This is a genomic window from Microbacterium luteum (assembly GCF_015277875.1).
GTDB lineage: Bacteria > Actinomycetota > Actinomycetes > Actinomycetales > Microbacteriaceae > Microbacterium > Microbacterium luteum.
The window spans coordinates 911,408-928,738 of the sequence record NZ_CP063814.1 but is presented as its reverse complement, the minus strand read 5'-3'; the positions used below and the strand labels follow the sequence as shown (position 1 = coordinate 928,738).

At 70.2% G+C, this 17,331-nt stretch carries 13 protein-coding genes and 1 pseudogene; 8 read left to right on the top strand and 6 right to left on the bottom strand.

Annotated elements, in window-relative coordinates; translation table 11 throughout:
• Positions 1 to 2 precede the first annotated feature (2 nt).
• The 4 genes from IM777_RS04510 to IM777_RS04495 form a co-directional block, all read right to left on the bottom strand.
• The gene (locus IM777_RS04510) at positions 3 to 1,109 is read right to left on the bottom strand and encodes an FUSC family protein (protein ID WP_071044560.1); all 1,107 of its coding nucleotides are present in this window, start codon (positions 1,107 to 1,109) and stop codon (positions 3 to 5) included.
• A gap of 1 nt (position 1,110) precedes the next feature.
• Positions 1,111 to 2,211, bottom strand: a complete 1,101-nt coding sequence (ygfZ, locus tag IM777_RS04505; protein ID WP_071044448.1) for a CAF17-like 4Fe-4S cluster assembly/insertion protein YgfZ — start codon at positions 2,209 to 2,211, stop codon at positions 1,111 to 1,113.
• A 5-nt stretch (positions 2,212 to 2,216) separates the two neighbouring features.
• Positions 2,217 to 2,819 (bottom strand): nitrobindin family protein, encoded by a 603-nt coding sequence (locus IM777_RS04500; protein WP_071044447.1) that lies wholly within the window; start codon positions 2,817 to 2,819, stop codon positions 2,217 to 2,219.
• Between the two features lie 135 nt (positions 2,820 to 2,954).
• Entirely contained in the window at positions 2,955 to 3,245 is a 291-nt protein-coding gene (locus IM777_RS04495) for a hypothetical protein (RefSeq protein ID WP_071044558.1), read from the bottom strand.
• 114 nt (positions 3,246 to 3,359) lie between these two features.
• Between IM777_RS04495 and IM777_RS04490 the strand changes: the two genes are divergently transcribed.
• Genes IM777_RS04490 through IM777_RS04475 form a run of 4 tightly spaced genes read left to right on the top strand, consistent with a single transcriptional unit; the run spans position 3,360 to position 7,722 of the window.
• Positions 3,360 to 4,061: a winged helix-turn-helix domain-containing protein gene (locus IM777_RS04490; RefSeq protein ID WP_071044446.1), complete on the top strand. Its 702-nt coding sequence runs from the start codon at positions 3,360 to 3,362 to the stop codon at positions 4,059 to 4,061.
• Positions 4,062 to 4,110: 49 nt separating this feature from the next.
• Complete coding sequence (locus IM777_RS04485; RefSeq protein WP_071044445.1) at positions 4,111 to 6,276, top strand: RNA degradosome polyphosphate kinase; 2,166 nt, start codon at positions 4,111 to 4,113, stop codon at positions 6,274 to 6,276.
• Positions 6,273 to 7,214 (top strand): NUDIX hydrolase, encoded by a 942-nt coding sequence (locus tag IM777_RS04480; protein ID WP_071044444.1) that lies wholly within the window; start codon positions 6,273 to 6,275, stop codon positions 7,212 to 7,214. Before IM777_RS04485 ends, IM777_RS04480 begins: the two co-directional genes overlap by 4 nt.
• Position 7,215: 1 nt before the next feature.
• Positions 7,216 to 7,722 carry a hypothetical protein gene (locus IM777_RS04475; RefSeq protein ID WP_071044443.1) on the top strand — a complete coding sequence of 169 codons (507 nt, stop codon included), beginning with the start codon at positions 7,216 to 7,218 and terminating at the stop codon, positions 7,720 to 7,722.
• A gap of 12 nt (positions 7,723 to 7,734) precedes the next feature.
• Here IM777_RS04475 and IM777_RS04470 read toward each other — a convergent pair whose 3' ends face one another.
• Both IM777_RS04470 and IM777_RS04465 read right to left on the bottom strand, forming a co-directional pair.
• Positions 7,735 to 9,012 carry a M1 family metallopeptidase gene (locus IM777_RS04470; protein WP_071044442.1) on the bottom strand — a complete coding sequence of 426 codons (1,278 nt, stop codon included), beginning with the start codon at positions 9,010 to 9,012 and terminating at the stop codon, positions 7,735 to 7,737.
• Positions 9,009 to 12,975 (bottom strand): annotated as a pseudogene (locus IM777_RS04465) (Pls/PosA family non-ribosomal peptide synthetase). Before IM777_RS04465 ends, IM777_RS04470 begins: the two are co-directional and overlap by 4 nt.
• A gap of 221 nt (positions 12,976 to 13,196) precedes the next feature.
• Between IM777_RS04465 and IM777_RS04460 the strand changes: the two are divergent.
• The 4 genes from IM777_RS04460 (at position 13,197) to pstB (ending at position 17,277) form a co-directional block, all read left to right on the top strand.
• Entirely contained in the window at positions 13,197 to 14,303 is a 1,107-nt protein-coding gene (locus tag IM777_RS04460; RefSeq protein WP_071044440.1) for a phosphate ABC transporter substrate-binding protein PstS, read from the top strand.
• Positions 14,304 to 14,412: 109 nt separating this feature from the next.
• Entirely contained in the window at positions 14,413 to 15,381 is a 969-nt protein-coding gene (gene pstC / locus IM777_RS04455) for a phosphate ABC transporter permease subunit PstC (RefSeq protein WP_071044439.1), read from the top strand.
• A complete protein-coding gene (gene pstA / locus IM777_RS04450; protein WP_071044438.1) occupies positions 15,381 to 16,472 on the top strand; it encodes a phosphate ABC transporter permease PstA in 1,092 nt (363 codons plus the stop codon). Before pstC ends, pstA begins: the two co-directional genes overlap by 1 nt.
• 25 nt (positions 16,473 to 16,497) lie before the next feature.
• Positions 16,498 to 17,277: a phosphate ABC transporter ATP-binding protein PstB gene (gene pstB, locus IM777_RS04445; protein WP_071044437.1), complete on the top strand. Its 780-nt coding sequence runs from the start codon at positions 16,498 to 16,500 to the stop codon at positions 17,275 to 17,277.
• The last annotated feature ends 54 nt before the right edge of the window (positions 17,278 to 17,331 follow it).

The window sequence follows — 17,331 nt, the reverse complement described above, 5'->3', positions numbered from 1 at the left end:
GGTCACAGGCGCGGCAGGCACTCCCGCGCCTCGTCGGGTGTCATCCCGGTGGCCGTGAGCAGGTCGGTCACGAGCGGGCGCATCGCGACGATGAGGTTCTGCTCCCCGAGGTCCGCGTCGGGAAGGATCGTCCGAGGGTCCAGCCGGGAGGCCACCGCCCTCCCGGCCTCGCGCGCGGCCGGGGCGAGCGCGATGTCGTCGAGCGAGTCCTCCACCAGCGCCATGACGCGCGCGATCTCGGCCAGCGTCTCGGCGACGACGACCCGGGGGCGACGGTCGTCGGTCTGGTACACCGCCCGCCGCGCCACCACGCGCAGGTTGCGGGTCGCGAGATCCATCGCCTGCCGCACACGGTCGTGCCGCAGCAGTTCGCCGCGGGCGCGGCGCAGGAACGGCGAGATGCGCGCGATCGACAGGCCGGAGTCGAGCGAATCGGCCCAGCGGTCGACGTGCTTCTGCAGCGCCCGCGCTCGCTGCAGACCGCGCTCCGCGCGCAGCCTGTCGCCGCGTCGCAGCGACTGCACGAGGGTGTCCATCGTCTTCTGCACCGCGAGGAAGAGGGCCGCCGCATCCCGCCGTTCCGCCTTGTGCGGGTTCCTCGGGATCAGCGCGGTCACCGCGAGGGCGGCGATCCCGCCGACCACGCCGTCCACCAGTCTCAGGAAGGGCGTCTCCGCCGGGACGACGATGACGATGATGGCCTGGATCGCCGCCGCGATGGTGAACCCGGCGTGGGCCGACAGCAGGCGTGCGACGGTCATCGTGACGGCGAGCGCGATCGCCAGCTGCCACCAGCCCGACCCAGCGACCATCGCGATCACTTCGGCGACGAGGATGCCCACGAGCATGCCGAGCACGGTCTGCAGCACGCGTCGTGGCCGCGCGTCGCGCACGAGCCCGAGGCTGGAGACGGTCACCGTCGCCGCGATGAGCGGTGCCGGATGCCCGAGGAGATAGTGGGCGAAGGCGTACGCCGCCGTTGCGGCGACCACGATCTGCACGATGGCGTTCGCCGAGTCGCGCAGCCGCCGGAGCCGCGGTCGAGGATCGAGCTGGGCACGCCATCCGACCGGGATCGCCTCGGTCAGCGGCGGCGGCGCGTCGCTCATCTCACCCGGCCGCGGTGCGTCGCCCGAGCCGCGGCATGCGCGGGACCGCGGCGGTGCGCCCGGCATCGGGCGGAACGATCGTCTCCGCGGCCGCGGCGATGTCACCCGCCGAGCTGTCCACCGTGAGCGTGCCCGGCACCGGCGCGGATCGCTTGACGAGCGCGAGAGCGATCGGACCGTCTTCGAAATGCAGCGCCGCGGACGTGATCTCGCCGACCACGTCACCACCGGCACGCACCGCCGCACCGCGCTCGGGCAGCACGCTGTCGCTGCCGTCGAGATGCAGGGAGACGAGGCGACGCGGAGGATGCCCCAGGTTGTGCACCTTGGCGACGGTCTCCTGCCCGCGGTAGCACCCCTTGTCCAGGTGCACGGCCGTGCGCAGCCAGTCGGCCTCATGGGGCAGCAGCCGCCCGTCGACCTCGGCGGCCCACCGGGGCCGCCAGGCGGCGACGCGAAGGGCGTCGGCGGCGATCACGCCGGCGAGGGCCGCTTCTCCCCGCGCGGCGGCCTCGACCAGCGCCTCGGCGCGGTCGGACGTGACGAGCGCCTCGGCCCATCCGCGCTGGCCCCCCGGGTGGGGATCGGTCGCGGCGTACGCCCAGCCGCCCACGGCGACGTCAGGCCAGGGGTCGCGCCACACGAGCGGCCTGCCGTCGACGGATGCCGCCCACGGCGCGACGGCATCGGACGCGCCGCCCACCACGGTGTACTCGTCACCGGCGTCGCGGAGCTCGACCCGAAGCCGGAACCGCATCCGCTGCAGCCAGATCAGGAGCGCGTCGGCGTCGCCGGCGTCGACGAGCAGCCAGGTCGTCTCGCCGTCGTCGAGCACGGCAGCGGCGTGTTCGACACGCCCCTGCGGGTCGAGCACGAGCAGCTCGGTGCTGACACCGGGCTCGAGGGTGCGCAGCGCCTGCGATGTCAGGGAGTCCAGCCACGACAGCCGGTCCTCGCCGGTGACAGCGAGCACGCGGCGGTCGCCGAGCACGGCCACCGCCCGACCGCCGGCAAGGGCGCGCTGCTCGCCGAGCGGTGACCCGAGGTGCTGGAGCACTCCGCCCTCGATCACCGCCCCGGGCACGCGCGCAGAATCGATCATCGCCGTCACTCCGCGCGCTTCAGACGTGCCGACGCGTGCGATCGCAGGTCGTGTGCGAGAGCGGCGATGTCCCACGCCCAGAGCAGATCTCCCTCGACGAGCCCGTACATACGCGTGGCCGCGGCGTAGTCCCGCGCACCGGCGGTGCGCACGACCGCGTCGGTGGCCAGGTCGATGCGCGGCCCCTTGATCTGACCGAGATAGAGCTCGCCGACGCCGTCGGAGTGGACGATCTGGGCCTGGATGTCGAACCCGCCCTCGGCGTTGCGGAGCTTCTCGACGTCATCCGCCGTGCGAGCGGGTCCGGGCGCACGCGGCGGCAGCAGAGCCGGGCCGGCGTCGGTGGCGACCGCCGGACGCTCCAGACGCCAGAAGCCGACCTCGGCGACCAGCGGCACACGGCCGCCGTCGGCTCCGATCGTCCAGGCGTCGGCGGAGTAGTTCAGGTGGTCGCCGCCGTCGTGGCTGAAGCTCACCCGATGGGTGAACTCCCCCGAGAAGCGGGTGTCGCCGGCGGTGTAGTCCAGAACGCCGGTGCCCTCCCACACCCCGATGAGCCAGGAGAGCGGGGCGAGGTCTGCGGCGATGTCGGTCGGCAGATCGAGCACGACGCGCCCCGTCAGCGCTGGCCGCGATACAGGTTCTTCACGACGACGCCGGAGATGAACACGATCGCCAGCGAAGCCAGACCCAGAAGGCCGATGAAGAAGAGTTCCAGCGCCACGAGATCCATGCCGACCACTCTATCCCGGAACCACCGACGCGAGACCGAACCCGAGGCTGATCACGCCGAGGATCAGGAGGGCTCCGACGACGCTCGCGGCCACGCGCTGGATGAAGCGGTAGGAGCGCCCGTAGGACAGCTGCACGGCGAACGCGAGGATCAGGCACCCGCCGAGTCCCACCGGCATCCACGCCGCGCGCCACTCGGCCGGCACGAACAGTCCGATCGCGACGCCGACGATTGCGGCGACGATCCAGACGGCGACGACGCCGCCGAAGGTCGAGCGCGGTGCGAGCGGTGGGGTGGACATCGCGACCATTCTCGCGCACCCCGAGCCGGGCGCCAACCGGCGCGTTTCGGAGCCGGTGTCACCCACGCTCTAATATGGGGCCCACGGCGTGTTCGACGCCGAGAGGATGGCGTCTTGGCACAGCTTCTGGTTCTCAGCTCCGCACAGGGGGGCGGCCCTGTCCTGCCCTCGCTCGAACTGCTGAGTCATCGCGTGCGACAGATCCCGGCCGAAGCCGCGCAATTGGTGAACGCGCCGAGCTCCGACGTCATCTTCATCGACGCGCGCGTCGACCTGGTCGGCGCCAAGTCGCTCAGCAAGATCCTGAACACCACCGGCGCCGACGCTCCGCTGATCCTCATCGTCACCGAGGGCGGACTGACCGCCGTGTCGACCGACTGGGGCGTCGACGACGTGATCCTCGTGACCGCCGGTCCCGCGGAGGTGGATGCGCGCATCCGCCTCGCGATCGGACGCAAGAGCCAGGACCAGGGATCGAGCCGCATCCAGACCTCCGGCATCTCCATCGACGAGTCGTCGTACTCCGCGAAGGTGCACGGCAAGCCGCTCGATCTGACCTACAAGGAGTTCCAGCTCCTGCACTTCTTCGCCACGCATCCTTCCCGGGTCTTCACGCGCGAGCAGCTTCTCAGCGAGGTGTGGGGATACGACTACTTCGGCGGCACCCGCACGGTCGACGTGCACGTTCGTCGCCTGCGTGCCAAGCTCGGCGACCTGGAGCAGCTCATCGGGACGGTCCGGAACGTCGGCTACCGCTTCAACGTCTACGAAGACGACCAGGTCCCGGCGCCGCGCGAACGCGGCGAAGCGTCCTAGCCCGCCGCGGTTCACACCGCGGTCACCTTCGTCCTGCAATGATGAAGGGATGATCGAACCAGAGGTTCTCGATGCCGGTCTCGGCGACGCAGACGACGATGACTTCGACCAGTCCGAGAGCTTCGATGCGCAGCTGCCCGAGCACCGCTATCTCGATCGGGAGGTGAGCTGGCTCGCCTTCAACCAGCGCGTGCTGGAGCTGGCGGAGGACGAGCTGACACCGCTCCTGGAGCGGACGAACTTCCTCGCGATCTTCGCCAGCAACCTCGACGAGTTCTTCATGGTGCGCGTCGCCGGCCTCAAGCGCCGCATCGTCACGGGACTGGCGGTGCCCACCAACGTCGGGCGCTCGCCCCACGAGGTGCTCTCCGACATCTCCGCCGAGGCGCACGCCCTTCAGGTGCGTCATGCCGCGGCGTGGACCAATCTGGTGAAGCCCGCGATGGCCCGCAGCGGCATCGAGGTGCTCTCCTACGATGCGCTCGACGACGACGACCGGGCGAAGCTCTACACCTACTTCCAGACCCAGGTCTTCCCCGTGCTCATGCCGCTCGCGGTCGACCCGGCGCACCCCTTCCCGTACATCTCCGGGCTGTCGCTGAACCTGGCGATCCGCATCCGCAACGCCCGCACCGGCCGTCAGGAGTTCGCGCGACTGAAGGTGCCGCCCATGCTCCCGCGGTTCGTGGAGGTCTCGCGCGACGACGACGCGGTGCGGTATCTGCCGCTCGAGGACCTCATCGCCAACAACCTCAGCGACCTGTTCCCGGGGATGGAGGTGCTCGATCATCACGCGTTCCGCCTCACGCGCAACGAGGATTTCGTGATCGAGGAGGACGAGACCGAGAACCTCATCCAGGCGCTCGAGGCCGAGCTCATGCGCCGGCGCTTCGGACCTCCCATCCGCCTCGAGGTCACCGACGACATGGACGACCTCACACTCGAGCTCCTGGTGAACGAACTCGACATCACCGAGCAGGAGGTCTACCGCCTGCCCGGACCGCTCGACCTGCGCGGCCTGTTCGATCTGGCGCGCATCGATCGCCCCGATCTGCACTACCCGCCGCACCTGCCCACGACGGCGCTCGCCTTCCAGCCGGGCGACAACACCGAGCGCAGCGACATCTTCACCGCGATCCGCAAGGCGGATGTGCTCGTGCACCACCCCTACGAGTCGTTCGCGACCAGTGTGCAGAGCTTCCTCGAGCAGGCGGCGAAGGACCCCCACGTTCTGGCCATCAAGCAGACGCTGTACCGCACGTCGGGCGACAGCCCGATCATCCAGGCGCTCATCGACGCGGCAGAGGCCGGCAAGCAGGTTCTCGCTCTCGTCGAGGTGAAGGCGCGCTTCGACGAGGCCAACAACATCGTGTGGGCGCGCAAGCTCGAGAAGGCGGGCGTGCACGTCGTGTACGGCCTCGTCGGGCTCAAGACGCACTGCAAACTCGCCCTCGTGATCCGCGAGGAGGAGGGGGTGCTGCGCCACTACAGCCACGTCGGCACGGGGAACTACAACCCCAAGACCAGTCGGCTGTACGAGGACTTCGGCCTGTTCACCGTCGACGACGAGGTCGGCCGCGACCTCACCCGCCTCTTCAACGAACTGAGCGGATACGCGATCGAGAAGAAGTTCAAGCGGCTCCTGGTCGCTCCGCTGCACCTGCGCAAGGGGCTCCTCCGGCTCATCGACAAGGAGCGCAAGAACGCGCTGGCCGGCAAGCCGTCCCGGGTGCGGATCAAGGTCAACTCGATGGTCGACGAGCAGATCATCGACGCGCTGTACCGCGCCAGCCAGGCGGGGGTTGCCGTGGAGGTGTGGGTGCGCGGCATCTGCTCCCTCCGCCCCGGTGTGCCGGGCCTGAGCGAGAACATCACGGTGCGGAGCATCCTCGGGCGCTACCTCGAGCATTCCCGCATCTTCGCGTTCGAGAACGACGGCGATCCGCAGATGTACATCGGCAGCGCCGACATGATGCACCGGAACCTCGATCGGCGCATCGAGGCGCTCGTGCGGGTCGTCGCCCCCGCGCACCTCCGCGAGCTGGACGATCTGTTCACCCTCGCCATGAGCGACGCCACCAGCTCGTGGTGGCTGGGCGCGGACGCGGAATGGACGCGCCACGCCCAGAGCGCCGACGGCGCACCGCTGCTGGACCTGCAGGATCGCACCATGCACGACGTGCGGCGACGCCGTCGCGCACGGGCCGTCCGATGAGCTCGGCCATCGTCTACGCCGCCGGCGGGGTGGTGTGGCGGGTCGTCGACGGCAAGCTGCGCATCCTGCTCGTGCACCGCACGAAGTACCGCGACCTGAGCCTGCCCAAGGGCAAGGTCGACCCCGGGGAGACCCTGCCCGAGACGGCCGCGCGCGAGATCCACGAAGAGACCGGCATCCGTGTGAGCCTCGGTGCGCACATCGGCGTCTCCCATTACCGGCTTCCGTCGTCGCGGGAGAAGATCGTGCACTACTGGGCCGCCGAGGCGACCGACGCCGCGATCCGGGCGAGTTCGTTCACGCCGAACAAGGAGATCGCCGGGCTCGAGTGGGTGTCGCTGAAGAAGGCCGTGAAGCGCCTCAGCTACCCCGTCGACGTCGAGATCGTCGAGAGATTCCGCGCCTTCCTCGACGAGGGGGCCTTGCGCACCTTCCCCCTCGTGATCCTCCGACACGCCAAGGCCGTCTCGCGCGACGCGTTCGACGGCGAGGTGGACGCCGAGCGTCCGCTCGCCCCGCGCGGGCGCCGGCAGGCGAACGAGCTCGTCGGCCCGCTTGTCGCGTTCGGCGTGCGCAAGATCGTCTCCAGCCCCGCAGTGCGGTGCGCCAGCACGGTGCGTCCGCTCGCGGCCGCTCTGGGCTGCAAGGTGCACCTCGAGCCGGGGATCAGCCAGGATGCGTGGGAGGAGGGGCGATCGGATGTGCGGCGCATTGTCGGTGATCGGATCCGCGCGCGCCGGCCCGTCGTTCTGTGCAGCCACGGCCCCGTGCTTCCCGACATCGTCAGCGAGCTCGCGCTTGCGGCCGGCAGCATCCCCGGCTCGTATCTGGGGAGCGCGTCGGCGCTGGACACGGGAGAGTTCTCGGTCGTGCATCTCTCGGCAGACGACCCGGCTTCGGGCATCGTCGCCACCGAGAAGCACGACGCCGGCGTGTGACGTGGAGGCGATCCGGGTCGCGTGGGCACCCGTCGCGGACGCCCGCCGACGCGCCGTCGCCGACGACCTGCTTCACCGCCTCGCTCCCGGGCGCGAGGTGTCGCGGGTGTGCCCCCGGTGCGGTGGAGACCACGGCGCGCCGCGGCTGACCCCCGGCGGACTTCTCGCATCGACGACGTATGTCCGGGACGGCATGAATCGTGTTGCGACCGCGGTCGCGGCTGTCATCGACGGACGCGGACTCGTCGGCTTCGGCATCGACGCGGAGCGCGGCGACGCCTCGGACGCCTCCGACGTGGTCGGTGTCGCCACCCTCCGGGAGTGGGTGCGTCTCGAGGCTGCCGCCAAGGCCGACGGCCGGCTCCTGCGCCTCGACCCGACATCCGTCGTCGTGCACACCGCGGGTTCGATCTGGACGGCGTCCCTCCCGTCGGCCCCCGACGTGCGCGGGCGCGATCTGCCGGGACCGCCCGGGTCCGTCCTCAGTGCGGCGTGGCGCTCGGCATGACAGGCCGAGACCTCACGCGTCCGCGGGAAGCGGCGGAAGCTCGCGGGCGTAGAGCCACTCGTCGAAGAACGCCGCCATCGGGCGGCCCGCGAACGATTCCGCCAGCGCGATGAAGTCGTCCGTCGACACCAGAGCATGGCGGTGGCGGCCGGTCCACGCGGTCAGCAGCTGCGCGAACGCCTCGGCGCCGATGGTGCGGCGCACGGCAAGGAGGGTGAGCGCGCCGCGCTTGTAGACCCGATCGTTGAACATGTCTCGGGCCCCCGGGTCTCCGATCACGATGTCGGCACGGAGGTCGCGAACGCGGCTGTGGGCTGTGGCCGCGAGATCCTCGATCGTGGGCCCGCCCGAGGCCTCGGACCACACCCACTCGGCGTAACAGGCGAAGCCCTCATTGAGCCAGATGTCTCGCCACGCGCCGATCCCGACGCTGTTGCCGAACCACTGGTGGGCGAGCTCATGGGCGATCAGCCGCTCGTACTCCGGTTCGAGATGGTTCGCGCCGAAGACGGCGAGTCCCTGCGCCTCCAGCGGGATCTCGAGATCATCGGGAGTCACCACCAGGGTGCACGCCTCCTGCGGATAGGTCCCGAAGGTCTCCTCGAAGCACGCGATCATGCGGGGCACGTCGGCCAGAGCCCGGCGCGCCCGCACCGCCAAGGCGCCCGGCGTGAAGACCGTCGCTGGTCCCAGCGACTTCTCGCGGTAGGGCCCGATGTGCACGGCCGCGAGATAGGTGGCGGTCGGGACGTCGCTGCGGAACTCCCAGCGCGTCGAACGCCCCTGCTTGGTCACCGAGACGCGGCGTCCCGTGGCGGCGACGGTGTAGCCGGCATCCGCGGTCACGGCCACGGTGAAGCGCGCCCGGTTGTCGGGGCGATCGTTGCAGGGGAACCACGTGGGCGCCCCGACCGGCTGCGACGCGACCAGCGCGCCCTCCTCGAGCTCCTCCCACCCGATCTGCCCCCACGTCGACCTGCGGGGAGAGGGCCTTCCCGCGTAGCGCACCTCCGTCGAGAACCGCTCACCCGCGGCGACCGGATGCGGCACGCTCACGCGGAGGTGGCGCGGTCCCTGCCGGAACTTCGCGGGCACGCCATCGACGGTCACGCGCGTCGCACGAAGTCCGATGAGGTCGAGCGAGAACGCACCGAGGTCGGTCACGGCGACCGCGTTGAGGGTCGCGCGGGCCTCGAGGTGATTGGTCCGGACGGCGTATCGGAGATCGAGGTCGTAGGATTCCACGTCGTACGACGCGTCGCCGCTCGAGGGCGTGTACGCGTCGCTCACGAGGTCGTCTGGTAGGCGCGGACCTTGACCGCACGCCAGGGGCCGATCGGGTTGCCGCTCCAACGCGAGCCCACCGGCACGTGCTCCCCCCGCATGACGAGGGATGCCGGACCGACCGTGGCGTCGGCGCCGATGGTCGCCGCGGGCAGGATCACACTGTGCGGTCCGAGGGTCGCCCCGGACTCGAGTTCGACGGCATCCATGCTCATGATTCGATCATGGAACAGGTGCGTCTGCACAACGCAGCCGCGGTTGACCGTCGCACCGTCGCCGAGGGTGACGAGGTCGGGTTCCGGCAGCCAGTAGGAGTCGCACCAGACCCCCCGCCCGATCGTCGCGCCCAGGGAACGCAGCCAGACGGCGAGCGCCGGCGTTCCGGCGGCCGCCCGCGCGAACCACGGCGCGGCGACCATCTCGGTGAACGTGTCGGCGACCTCGGTGCGCCACACGAAGCTCGACCACAGCGGCTTCTCCCCCGCACGGATGGGTCCGACGATGAGCCACTTCGCGAGCGTCGTCACCGCGGCCGCGAGACCGCCCGCGAGCAGAAGGGCGGGTCCCGACAGCACGAGCGTCCACACCGGCCCCACGCCCTCCCACAGCGCCGCGAGGGCGAACAGCACGCCGAGCCCGAGCCCGCAGCTGACGATCACCGGCACGATGCGCAGAAGCTCCCATGTCGCGCGAGCGACACGCAATCCGGCCCCGGGCCGATAGGTGCGGCTCTCGTCGACCTCGGTCGCGACGCGTCGCAGGCGCACGGCCGGTGAGCCGAGCCAGGACGAGCCGGCCTTCGCCTTCTCGGGTGCCACCGACAACACGGCGACCAGGCCGTCCTTGGGAACGCGATGGCCGGGACCGGCCATCCCGGAATTCCCCAGGAAGGCCCGTTTGCCGATGCGCACCCTTCCGATGCGCATCCAGCCCTTGCGGAGCTCGTAGGAGGCGACCATCGTGTCGTCGGCGAGGAAGGCCCCGTCTTCGATGCGCGTCATCGACGGCAGCAGCAGCACCGTCGAGGCCTCGACGTTCTTGCCCACCCGTGCTCCGAGCAGGCGCAGCCAGACCGGGGTGAACAGGCTCGAGTACAGCGGGAAGAGGAACTGGCGCGCGGAATCGAGAAGCCGCTCGGTCGTCCACACCTGCCATCCGATCCGCGATCGCACCGGATGAGTCCCCTCCGTCAGGCCGATCGCCAGCAGGCGCACGCCGAGCACGACGGCTCCCGCATAGACCACGCCCGCCGCGATCACCGCGGGAACCAGCCATGCGGCGGCACTGGCGAAGAACGCGCCGAGAGTGTCTGCGCCGCTCGCTCCCACCGCGAGAACCAGCCCGCCGACGGCCAGCGAGCCGATCGGCAGGAGCCCGAGGAAGACCGACGATGCCGCGTAGGCGGTGAGCCAGCGGCGCGCCGGGGGCGGGGCGTCTTCGGGCCAGCGGTCGTCGCCGGCCGCACCCACGCGCACCGCGGGCGAGCCGGCCCATCTCTGATCGGCGCGCACGCGGCCGAACACCGCCGACCCCCGGGGCGATCTCGGCCCGACGGCCGATGCGCGTCCCGGGCGCGAGCGTGCTCCGTGCGCCGACCGCGGCATCCGCCCCGATGCGCACCGGCCCGACGCGCACGCGGTCACCATCGATCCAGGAGCCGGTAAGGTCGACTTCCGGCTCGATCGATGCGCGCGAACCGACCTCGAGCATCCCGGTGATCGGCGGGAGCGTGTGCATGTCGACGTCGCGGCCGATCTTCGCCCCCAGCAGCCGCGCATAGAACGTCACCCACGGTGCGCCGGCCAGACCCACCGCGTCGATCTGGTCGGCGAACTGGTCGGCGAGCCACAGCCGCAGGTGCACCCAGCCGCCCCGGGGATAGTCGCCCGGCTTCACACCGGACAGCAGCAGTCGCGCCGCGAGCGCGGCGATCCCCATCCGGCCGAACGGTGTCGCGAACAGAAGCAGGCCCACCACGAGGACCCACCACGGCACCTCGGGAAGCACGTCGAACCCCGGCACGAGCCGCAGCAGCGCGCTCGCGGTCAGCAGGTAGAGCAGCCAGCGCACACCCGTGACGATGAACAGCGGCACACCGAGGAGCGACTGCAGCCACTGCATCCGCCGCGGCGTCGGCTTCGGCGTGGAGTACTCCCCCACCGGTGTCGCCGCGGCCACGGCCCCGATCGCCGACGCCATCGCCGCGAGCCGTGGGACGTCGTAGATGTCGGCGACGGAGAACTCCGGAACCCGGGTGCGGATGCGCGAGACGAGCTGCGCCGCCGCCAGAGACCCGCCGCCGAGGTCGAAGAAGTCCGCGGCGGCATCGGTGATCGGCATTCCGAGCACCGCCTGCCACTGCTCCGCGAGCCATGCCTCGTCGTCGCTGAGTCCGTCGGCGGTGTCATCGGTGCCCGGGAGGGGCCACGGCAGCGCGGCACGGTCGACCTTGCCGGAGGTCCGCACGGGAAGGTCGTCGACCTCTGCGAGGATCGGGACGACCCCGGCGGCGAGTCGCTCGGTGAGCCGCGCCCGCGCGGCGGCGCGGTCGAGGGGGGCCTCGGTGACGACGTATCCGACGAGCACCGAGACTCCGGCATCCGTCTTGCGAACGGCAGCGCAGGCAGCGGCCACGCCGGGGAGATCTCCGAGCGCGGCCTCGACCTCGCCGAGTTCGATCCGGCGGCCCCCGATCTTCACCTGATCGTCGGCGCGCCCCTGGAAGATGAGCCCCTCACGCTCGTAGCGCACGAGATCGCCCGAACGGTACGCGCGCTCCCAGCCGAGCGAGGGCATCGGCGCGTACTTCTGCGCGTCCTTCTCAGGGTCCAGGTAGCGGGCGAGGCCGACGCCGCCGATGATGAGCTCTCCCGCCTCGCCTTCACCGACCCGGTTCCCGTCGGCGTCGACGACCGCGAGCATCCATCCGTCCAGCGGCAGGCCGATCCGCACGGGACCGTCCCCTCCGAGCGGTGCAGCGCAGGCCACGACGGTCGCCTCGGTCGGGCCATAGGTGTTCCAGACCTCGCGGTCCTCCGCAGCCAGACGAGCGGCCAGTTCGGGAGGACACGCCTCGCCTCCGAAGATCAGCAGGCGCACGTTCTCGATCGCGCTGCCCGGCCACATCGAGGCGAGGGTCGGAACGGTCGAGACCGCGGTGATGCTCTGCCGAAGCAGCCACGGGGCGAGATCGTCGCCGGAGCGCACGAGCGACCTCGGCGCGGGGACGAGGCACGCGCCGTGGCGCCACGCGAGCCACATCTCCTCGCACGACGCGTCGAAGGCGACCGACAGTCCCGCGAGCACACGACCCCCCGGCGCCAGGGGCGCATCCTGCAGGAAGAGGTTCGCTTCGGCGTCGACGAACGCCGCCGCGCTGCGGTGCGTGACCGCCACGCCCTTCGGAACGCCCGTCGAGCCCGAGGTGAAGATGATCCACGCGTCGTCGTCGACGGTGGGCGGAGGCACCGCGGCGATCGCGCTCGTGCTCGGGTGGGGGGCGGCGTCGGCGTAGAGCACCGCCGGCCCGGTCGCCGCCCCACCGCCCGAGGCGGGATCAGTCGGCACATACACGCCGCCGGTGCCGATGATCCCGGTCACCGCCGCCTCGCCGAACACGAGCGCGGCGCGCTCGTCGGTGTCGTCGGCGTCGACCGGTACATAGGCCGCTCCAGCGGCCAGCACGCCGAGGATCGACACGTAGAGATCCCGGGAGCCGGACGGCACCCGGATGCCGATGCGGTCGCCGCGGCGAACACCGGCCTCGTGCAGGCGCGCCGCGGTGCGCGAGACGAGTGCGGCGAGCTCCCGGTAGCTCAGGGCGCCGGCGCCGTCATCGAGCGCCGAGGCCTCCGGGTGCCGGGCGACGGTGTCGCGGAAGACCTCGACGAGCGTGCGCGGTCGGGTGGCGAGGGATGCGCGATCGAGCGCACTCTGGTCGAGGTCTGCGGGCACGTCAGACGGTCGCATCCACGGCCACGCGCGCCGCCTTCGTGATCTCGGACATGACCATCACGCTAACCACTCCGCGAAGCCGCCTTCGCACGGCTCGGGCGATCCGGCTTCCTGCACAACATCCGTTCACCAGTCGTTCACCTCCCGCGCGCACTCTCTTAAGGCTGCGTGCTTAGCGTGCACGGCGAGCCCCGCACCGGGCCCGCAACCCCAACCCCTACACGTGAGGATTCACAGTGAAGCTCAACCGTCTTGCGAAGATCGGCGCCCTCGGCGCTGTCGCCGCACTCGCCCTGACCGCCTGCGCCGCGAACGAGGGCACCGACACCGCCTCGGACACCACCGACGAGACGAGCACGCTCTCGGGCACCCTCGACGCCACCGGCGCCTCGTCGCAGACCGCCGCCCAGGAGGCGTGGGTCGCGAACTTCCAGACCGCCAACCCCGACGTCACGGTCAACTACGAGCCCACCGGATCGGGCACCGGCCGCGAGAACTTCATCGCCGGCGCCAGCAACTTCATCGGCTCGGACCGCGCGTTCAACGACGAGGAGATCGCCGCCGGCGGCTTCGCCGCGTGCGCCGCTGACGGAGAGGCCGGCATCGTCGAGCTGCCGATGTACATCTCCCCGGTCGCCGTCGCCTTCAACCTCGAGGGCATCGACAGCCTGAACATGTCGGCTGAGACCATCGCGAGCGTCTTCGCCGGCGACATCACCAACTGGAACGACGAGGCCATCGCCGCCGACAACCCCGACGTCGAGCTCCCCGACCTCGCCATCTCGCCCGTGCACCGCTCGGACGACTCGGGCACCACCGAGACCTTCACATCCTACCTCGAGGCCGCCTCGGGCGGCGCGTGGGAGTACGAGGCCGACGGCGTGTGGCCGATCGACTCCGGTGAGGCCGCTCAGGGCACCTCGGGCGTCGTGGACGCGACCCGCAACGGCAACGGCGCGATCACCTATGCCGACGCCTCGCAGGTCGGCGACCTCGGCACCGTCTCGGTCGGCGTCGGTGGCGAGTTCGTCCCCTACTCGGCCGAAGCCGCCGCGATGATCGTCGACTCGGCTCCGCAGGTCGAGGGCCGCGGCGAGGGCGACCTCGCCCTCGAGGTGGACTACAGCACCGAAGAGTCCGGCGTCTACCCGATCGCCCTCGTCAGCTACCTCATCGGCTGCGTCGAGTACGAGGACGCGAACACCGCTGAACTGGTCGCGGCGTACTTCTCCTACATCGCCAGCCCCGAGGGCCAGGACGCCGCCGCCGAGAACGCCGGCTCGGCCCCGATCTCGGACGACCTGCGCTCGCAGATCGAGTCCGCGATCGCCCTGATCGGCTGATCATCCCCCTGATCCCGCCCTGCCCGGCCTCGCCGTCGGGCAGGGCGGGATATCCCGTCCGACCCGCAGCAGACATACTGGGGCAATGGGTTCCCGGCGAAGGACAGAAATGGCGACGACCACCGACAACCGCCCACCCGTGAAGACCGAGACCAAACGCGGCGCACGCCGCCGCCCTGGCGACCTCGCCTTCTCGGGCACCGCTCTGGCCGCAGGAATCACCATCCTGGTGCTGCTGGCCGCGGTGTCCGTCTTCCTGATCGCCGAATCCGTTCCGGCGTTCACCTCCGACCCCGCCGAGAACCCGATCCTCAACGGCAGCTCGTTCCTCGAGTACGTGTGGCCGCTCGTCTTCGGCACCATCTGGTCGGCGATCCTCGCTCTGGTCGTCGCCGCACCCTTCGCCATCGGCATCGCCCTCTTCATCTCGCACTATGCGCCCCGCAGAATCTCCGCGGTGCTCGGCTACATCATCGATCTGCTCGCCGCCGTGCCCTCCGTCGTCTTCGGCCTCTGGGGCGGCCTCGTCTTCGCCGGCATGGCTCAGCCGTTCTACGTCTGGCTGAACGAATACCTCGGCTGGATCCCGCTGTTCGGCGGCCAGGTCTCCGCCACCGGCCGCACCATCCTGACCGCCGCCCTGGTGCTCGCGATCATGGTGCTGCCGATCATGACCGCCATCTGCCGCGAGGTGTTCCTGCAGACCCCGGTACTTCACGAAGAAGCCGCTCTCGCGCTCGGCGCCACCCGCTGGGAGATGATCAAGATGGCCGTCCTCCCCTTCGCCCGCGGCGGAATGGTCTCCGCGGCGATGCTCGCCCTCGGGCGCGCGCTCGGCGAGACGATGGCCGTGACCATGGTGCTGTCCGTGTCGGGCGTGGTCACCTTCGAGCTCCTCACCGCGACGAACCCGACCACCATTCCCGCAAACATCGCCCTGTCGTTCCCGGAGGCCTACGGTGACGGCATCAGCGTGCTCATCGCCACCGGTCTCGTCCTCTTCGTCCTCACCTTCGGCGTCAACGCACTGGCGCGCTGGATCGTCGCGCGCCGCGCCGAGTTCTCGGGAGCCAACTGATGACCACCATCGAGAAGACCGCCGCACCGGCGAAGGCGAACTCCCTCACCACCGGCCGCCTTCCGAAGGCGACGCCGTGGATCGTCCTCGCAGCGTCGTGGGCCCTCATGGCGGTCGTGTTCGGATTCGCCAACATCGGCAACCCCGTCGGCGACTTCAACATCGCCGCCACCGTGTTCCTCGGAACCCTGCTGTTCGTCGCGGCGATCTACGCCATCTCGTCCATCGTGGAAGGTCAGCGCAAGGCGACCGACCGCTTCATCACCGCCATCGTGTCGGCCGCCTTCCTGGTGGCCCTCCTCCCGCTGATCTCCCTGCTGTTCACGGTGCTCGTCAACGGTCTCGCCCGTTTCGACATCGAGTTCTTCACGTACAGCATGCGCAACGTCATCGGCGATGGCGGCGGCGCGATCCACGCCATCTGGGGCACCCTGCTGATCACGCTGGCGGCGACGATCATCTCGGTCCCGATCGGCCTGATGACCTCCATCTACCTGGTGGAGTACGGCTCGCGCAGCAAGCTCGGCAAGGCCATCACCTTCTTCGTCGACGTGATGACCGGCATCCCGTCGATCGTCGCGGGTCTGTTCGCCTACTCGCTGTTCGTGGTCTTCTTCGGTCCCGGCATCTCGAACGGCTTCATGGGTGCGGTCGCACTGAGCGTGCTGATGATCCCCGTGGTCGTGCGCTCGTCGGAGGAGATGCTCCGCCTGGTGCCGAACGAGCTGCGCGAGGCCTCGTACGCCCTCGGCGTGCCGAAGTGGCTGACGATCGTGAAGGTGGTCCTGCCCACCTCGATCGCCGGCATCACCACGGGCGTGATGCTCGCCATCGCCCGCGTCATCGGAGAGACGGCCCCCCTGCTGCTGACGGCCGGCTACACCGCGAGCCTCAACCTCAACCTGTTCGACGGCAACATGATGACGCTGCCGGTGTTCGTCTACAACCAGTACGCCAACCAGGGCACCAGCCCCGACTCGGCCATCTCCCGCGCCTGGGCCGGGGCCCTGACGCTGATCCTGATCGTCATGGTGCTGAACCTCGCCGCTCGCGCGGTCGCGAAGTTCTTCGCCCCGAAGACCGGTCGCTGACCCACACCCGAGAGAAAGAACCGTCTTGTCCAAGAGCATCGAAGTCAACGACCTCAACGTCTACTACGGCGACTTCCTCGCCGTCGAGGGTGTGTCTCTCGACATCGAGCCGCGTTCGGTGACCGCCTTCATCGGTCCGTCCGGGTGCGGCAAGTCGACCTTCCTGCGCACCCTCAACCGCATGCACGAAGTCATCCCCGGCGCCCGCGTCGAAGGCGAGGTCCTCCTCGACGGCGACGACCTCTACGGCAACGGCGTCGACCCGGTGGCGGTGCGTCGCCAGGTCGGCATGGTCTTCCAGCGCCCGAACCCGTTCCCGACCATGTCGATCCGCGAGAACGTTCTGGCCGGCGTCAAGCTGAACAACAAGCGCATCTCCAAGAAGGATGCCGACGACCTCGTCGAGCGGTCGCTGCGCGGCGCCAACCTCTGGAACGAGGTCAAGGACCGTCTCGACCGTCCCGGTTCGGGCCTCTCGGGCGGTCAGCAGCAGCGTCTGTGCATCGCCCGCGCCATCGCCGTCTCCCCCGACGTGCTGCTGATGGACGAGCCCTGTTCGGCGCTGGACCCCATCTCGACGTTCGCGATCGAGGAGCTGATCGGCGAGCTGAAGAACGAGTACACGGTCGTGATCGTCACGCACAACATGCAGCAGGCATCGCGTGTGAGCGACAAGACCGCCTTCTTCAACATCGCCGGCACCGGCAAGCCCGGCAAGCTCATCGAGTACAACGACACCAAGACGCTGTTCACCACCCCGCAGGAGCAGGCCACCGAGGACTACGTCTCCGGTCGCTTCGGGTGATCGACCGCCTCCGTCAGACAGCGCCCGCACGGATCACCGTGCGGGCGCCGTCCG

Coding starts and splice junctions, on each gene's coding strand:
- IM777_RS04485 (WP_071044445.1), top strand. CDS start 4,111: ATGATCGAACCAGAGGTTCTCGATGCCGGTCTCGGCGACGCAGACGAC.
- IM777_RS04510 (WP_071044560.1), bottom strand. CDS start 1,109: ATGAGCGACGCGCCGCCGCCGCTGACCGAGGCGATCCCGGTCGGATGG.
- IM777_RS04495 (WP_071044558.1), bottom strand. CDS start 3,245: ATGTCCACCCCACCGCTCGCACCGCGCTCGACCTTCGGCGGCGTCGTC.
- ygfZ (WP_071044448.1), bottom strand. CDS start 2,211: ATGATCGATTCTGCGCGCGTGCCCGGGGCGGTGATCGAGGGCGGAGTG.
- IM777_RS04480 (WP_071044444.1), top strand. CDS start 6,273: ATGAGCTCGGCCATCGTCTACGCCGCCGGCGGGGTGGTGTGGCGGGTC.
- pstC (WP_071044439.1), top strand. CDS start 14,413: ATGGCGACGACCACCGACAACCGCCCACCCGTGAAGACCGAGACCAAA.
- pstA (WP_071044438.1), top strand. CDS start 15,381: ATGACCACCATCGAGAAGACCGCCGCACCGGCGAAGGCGAACTCCCTC.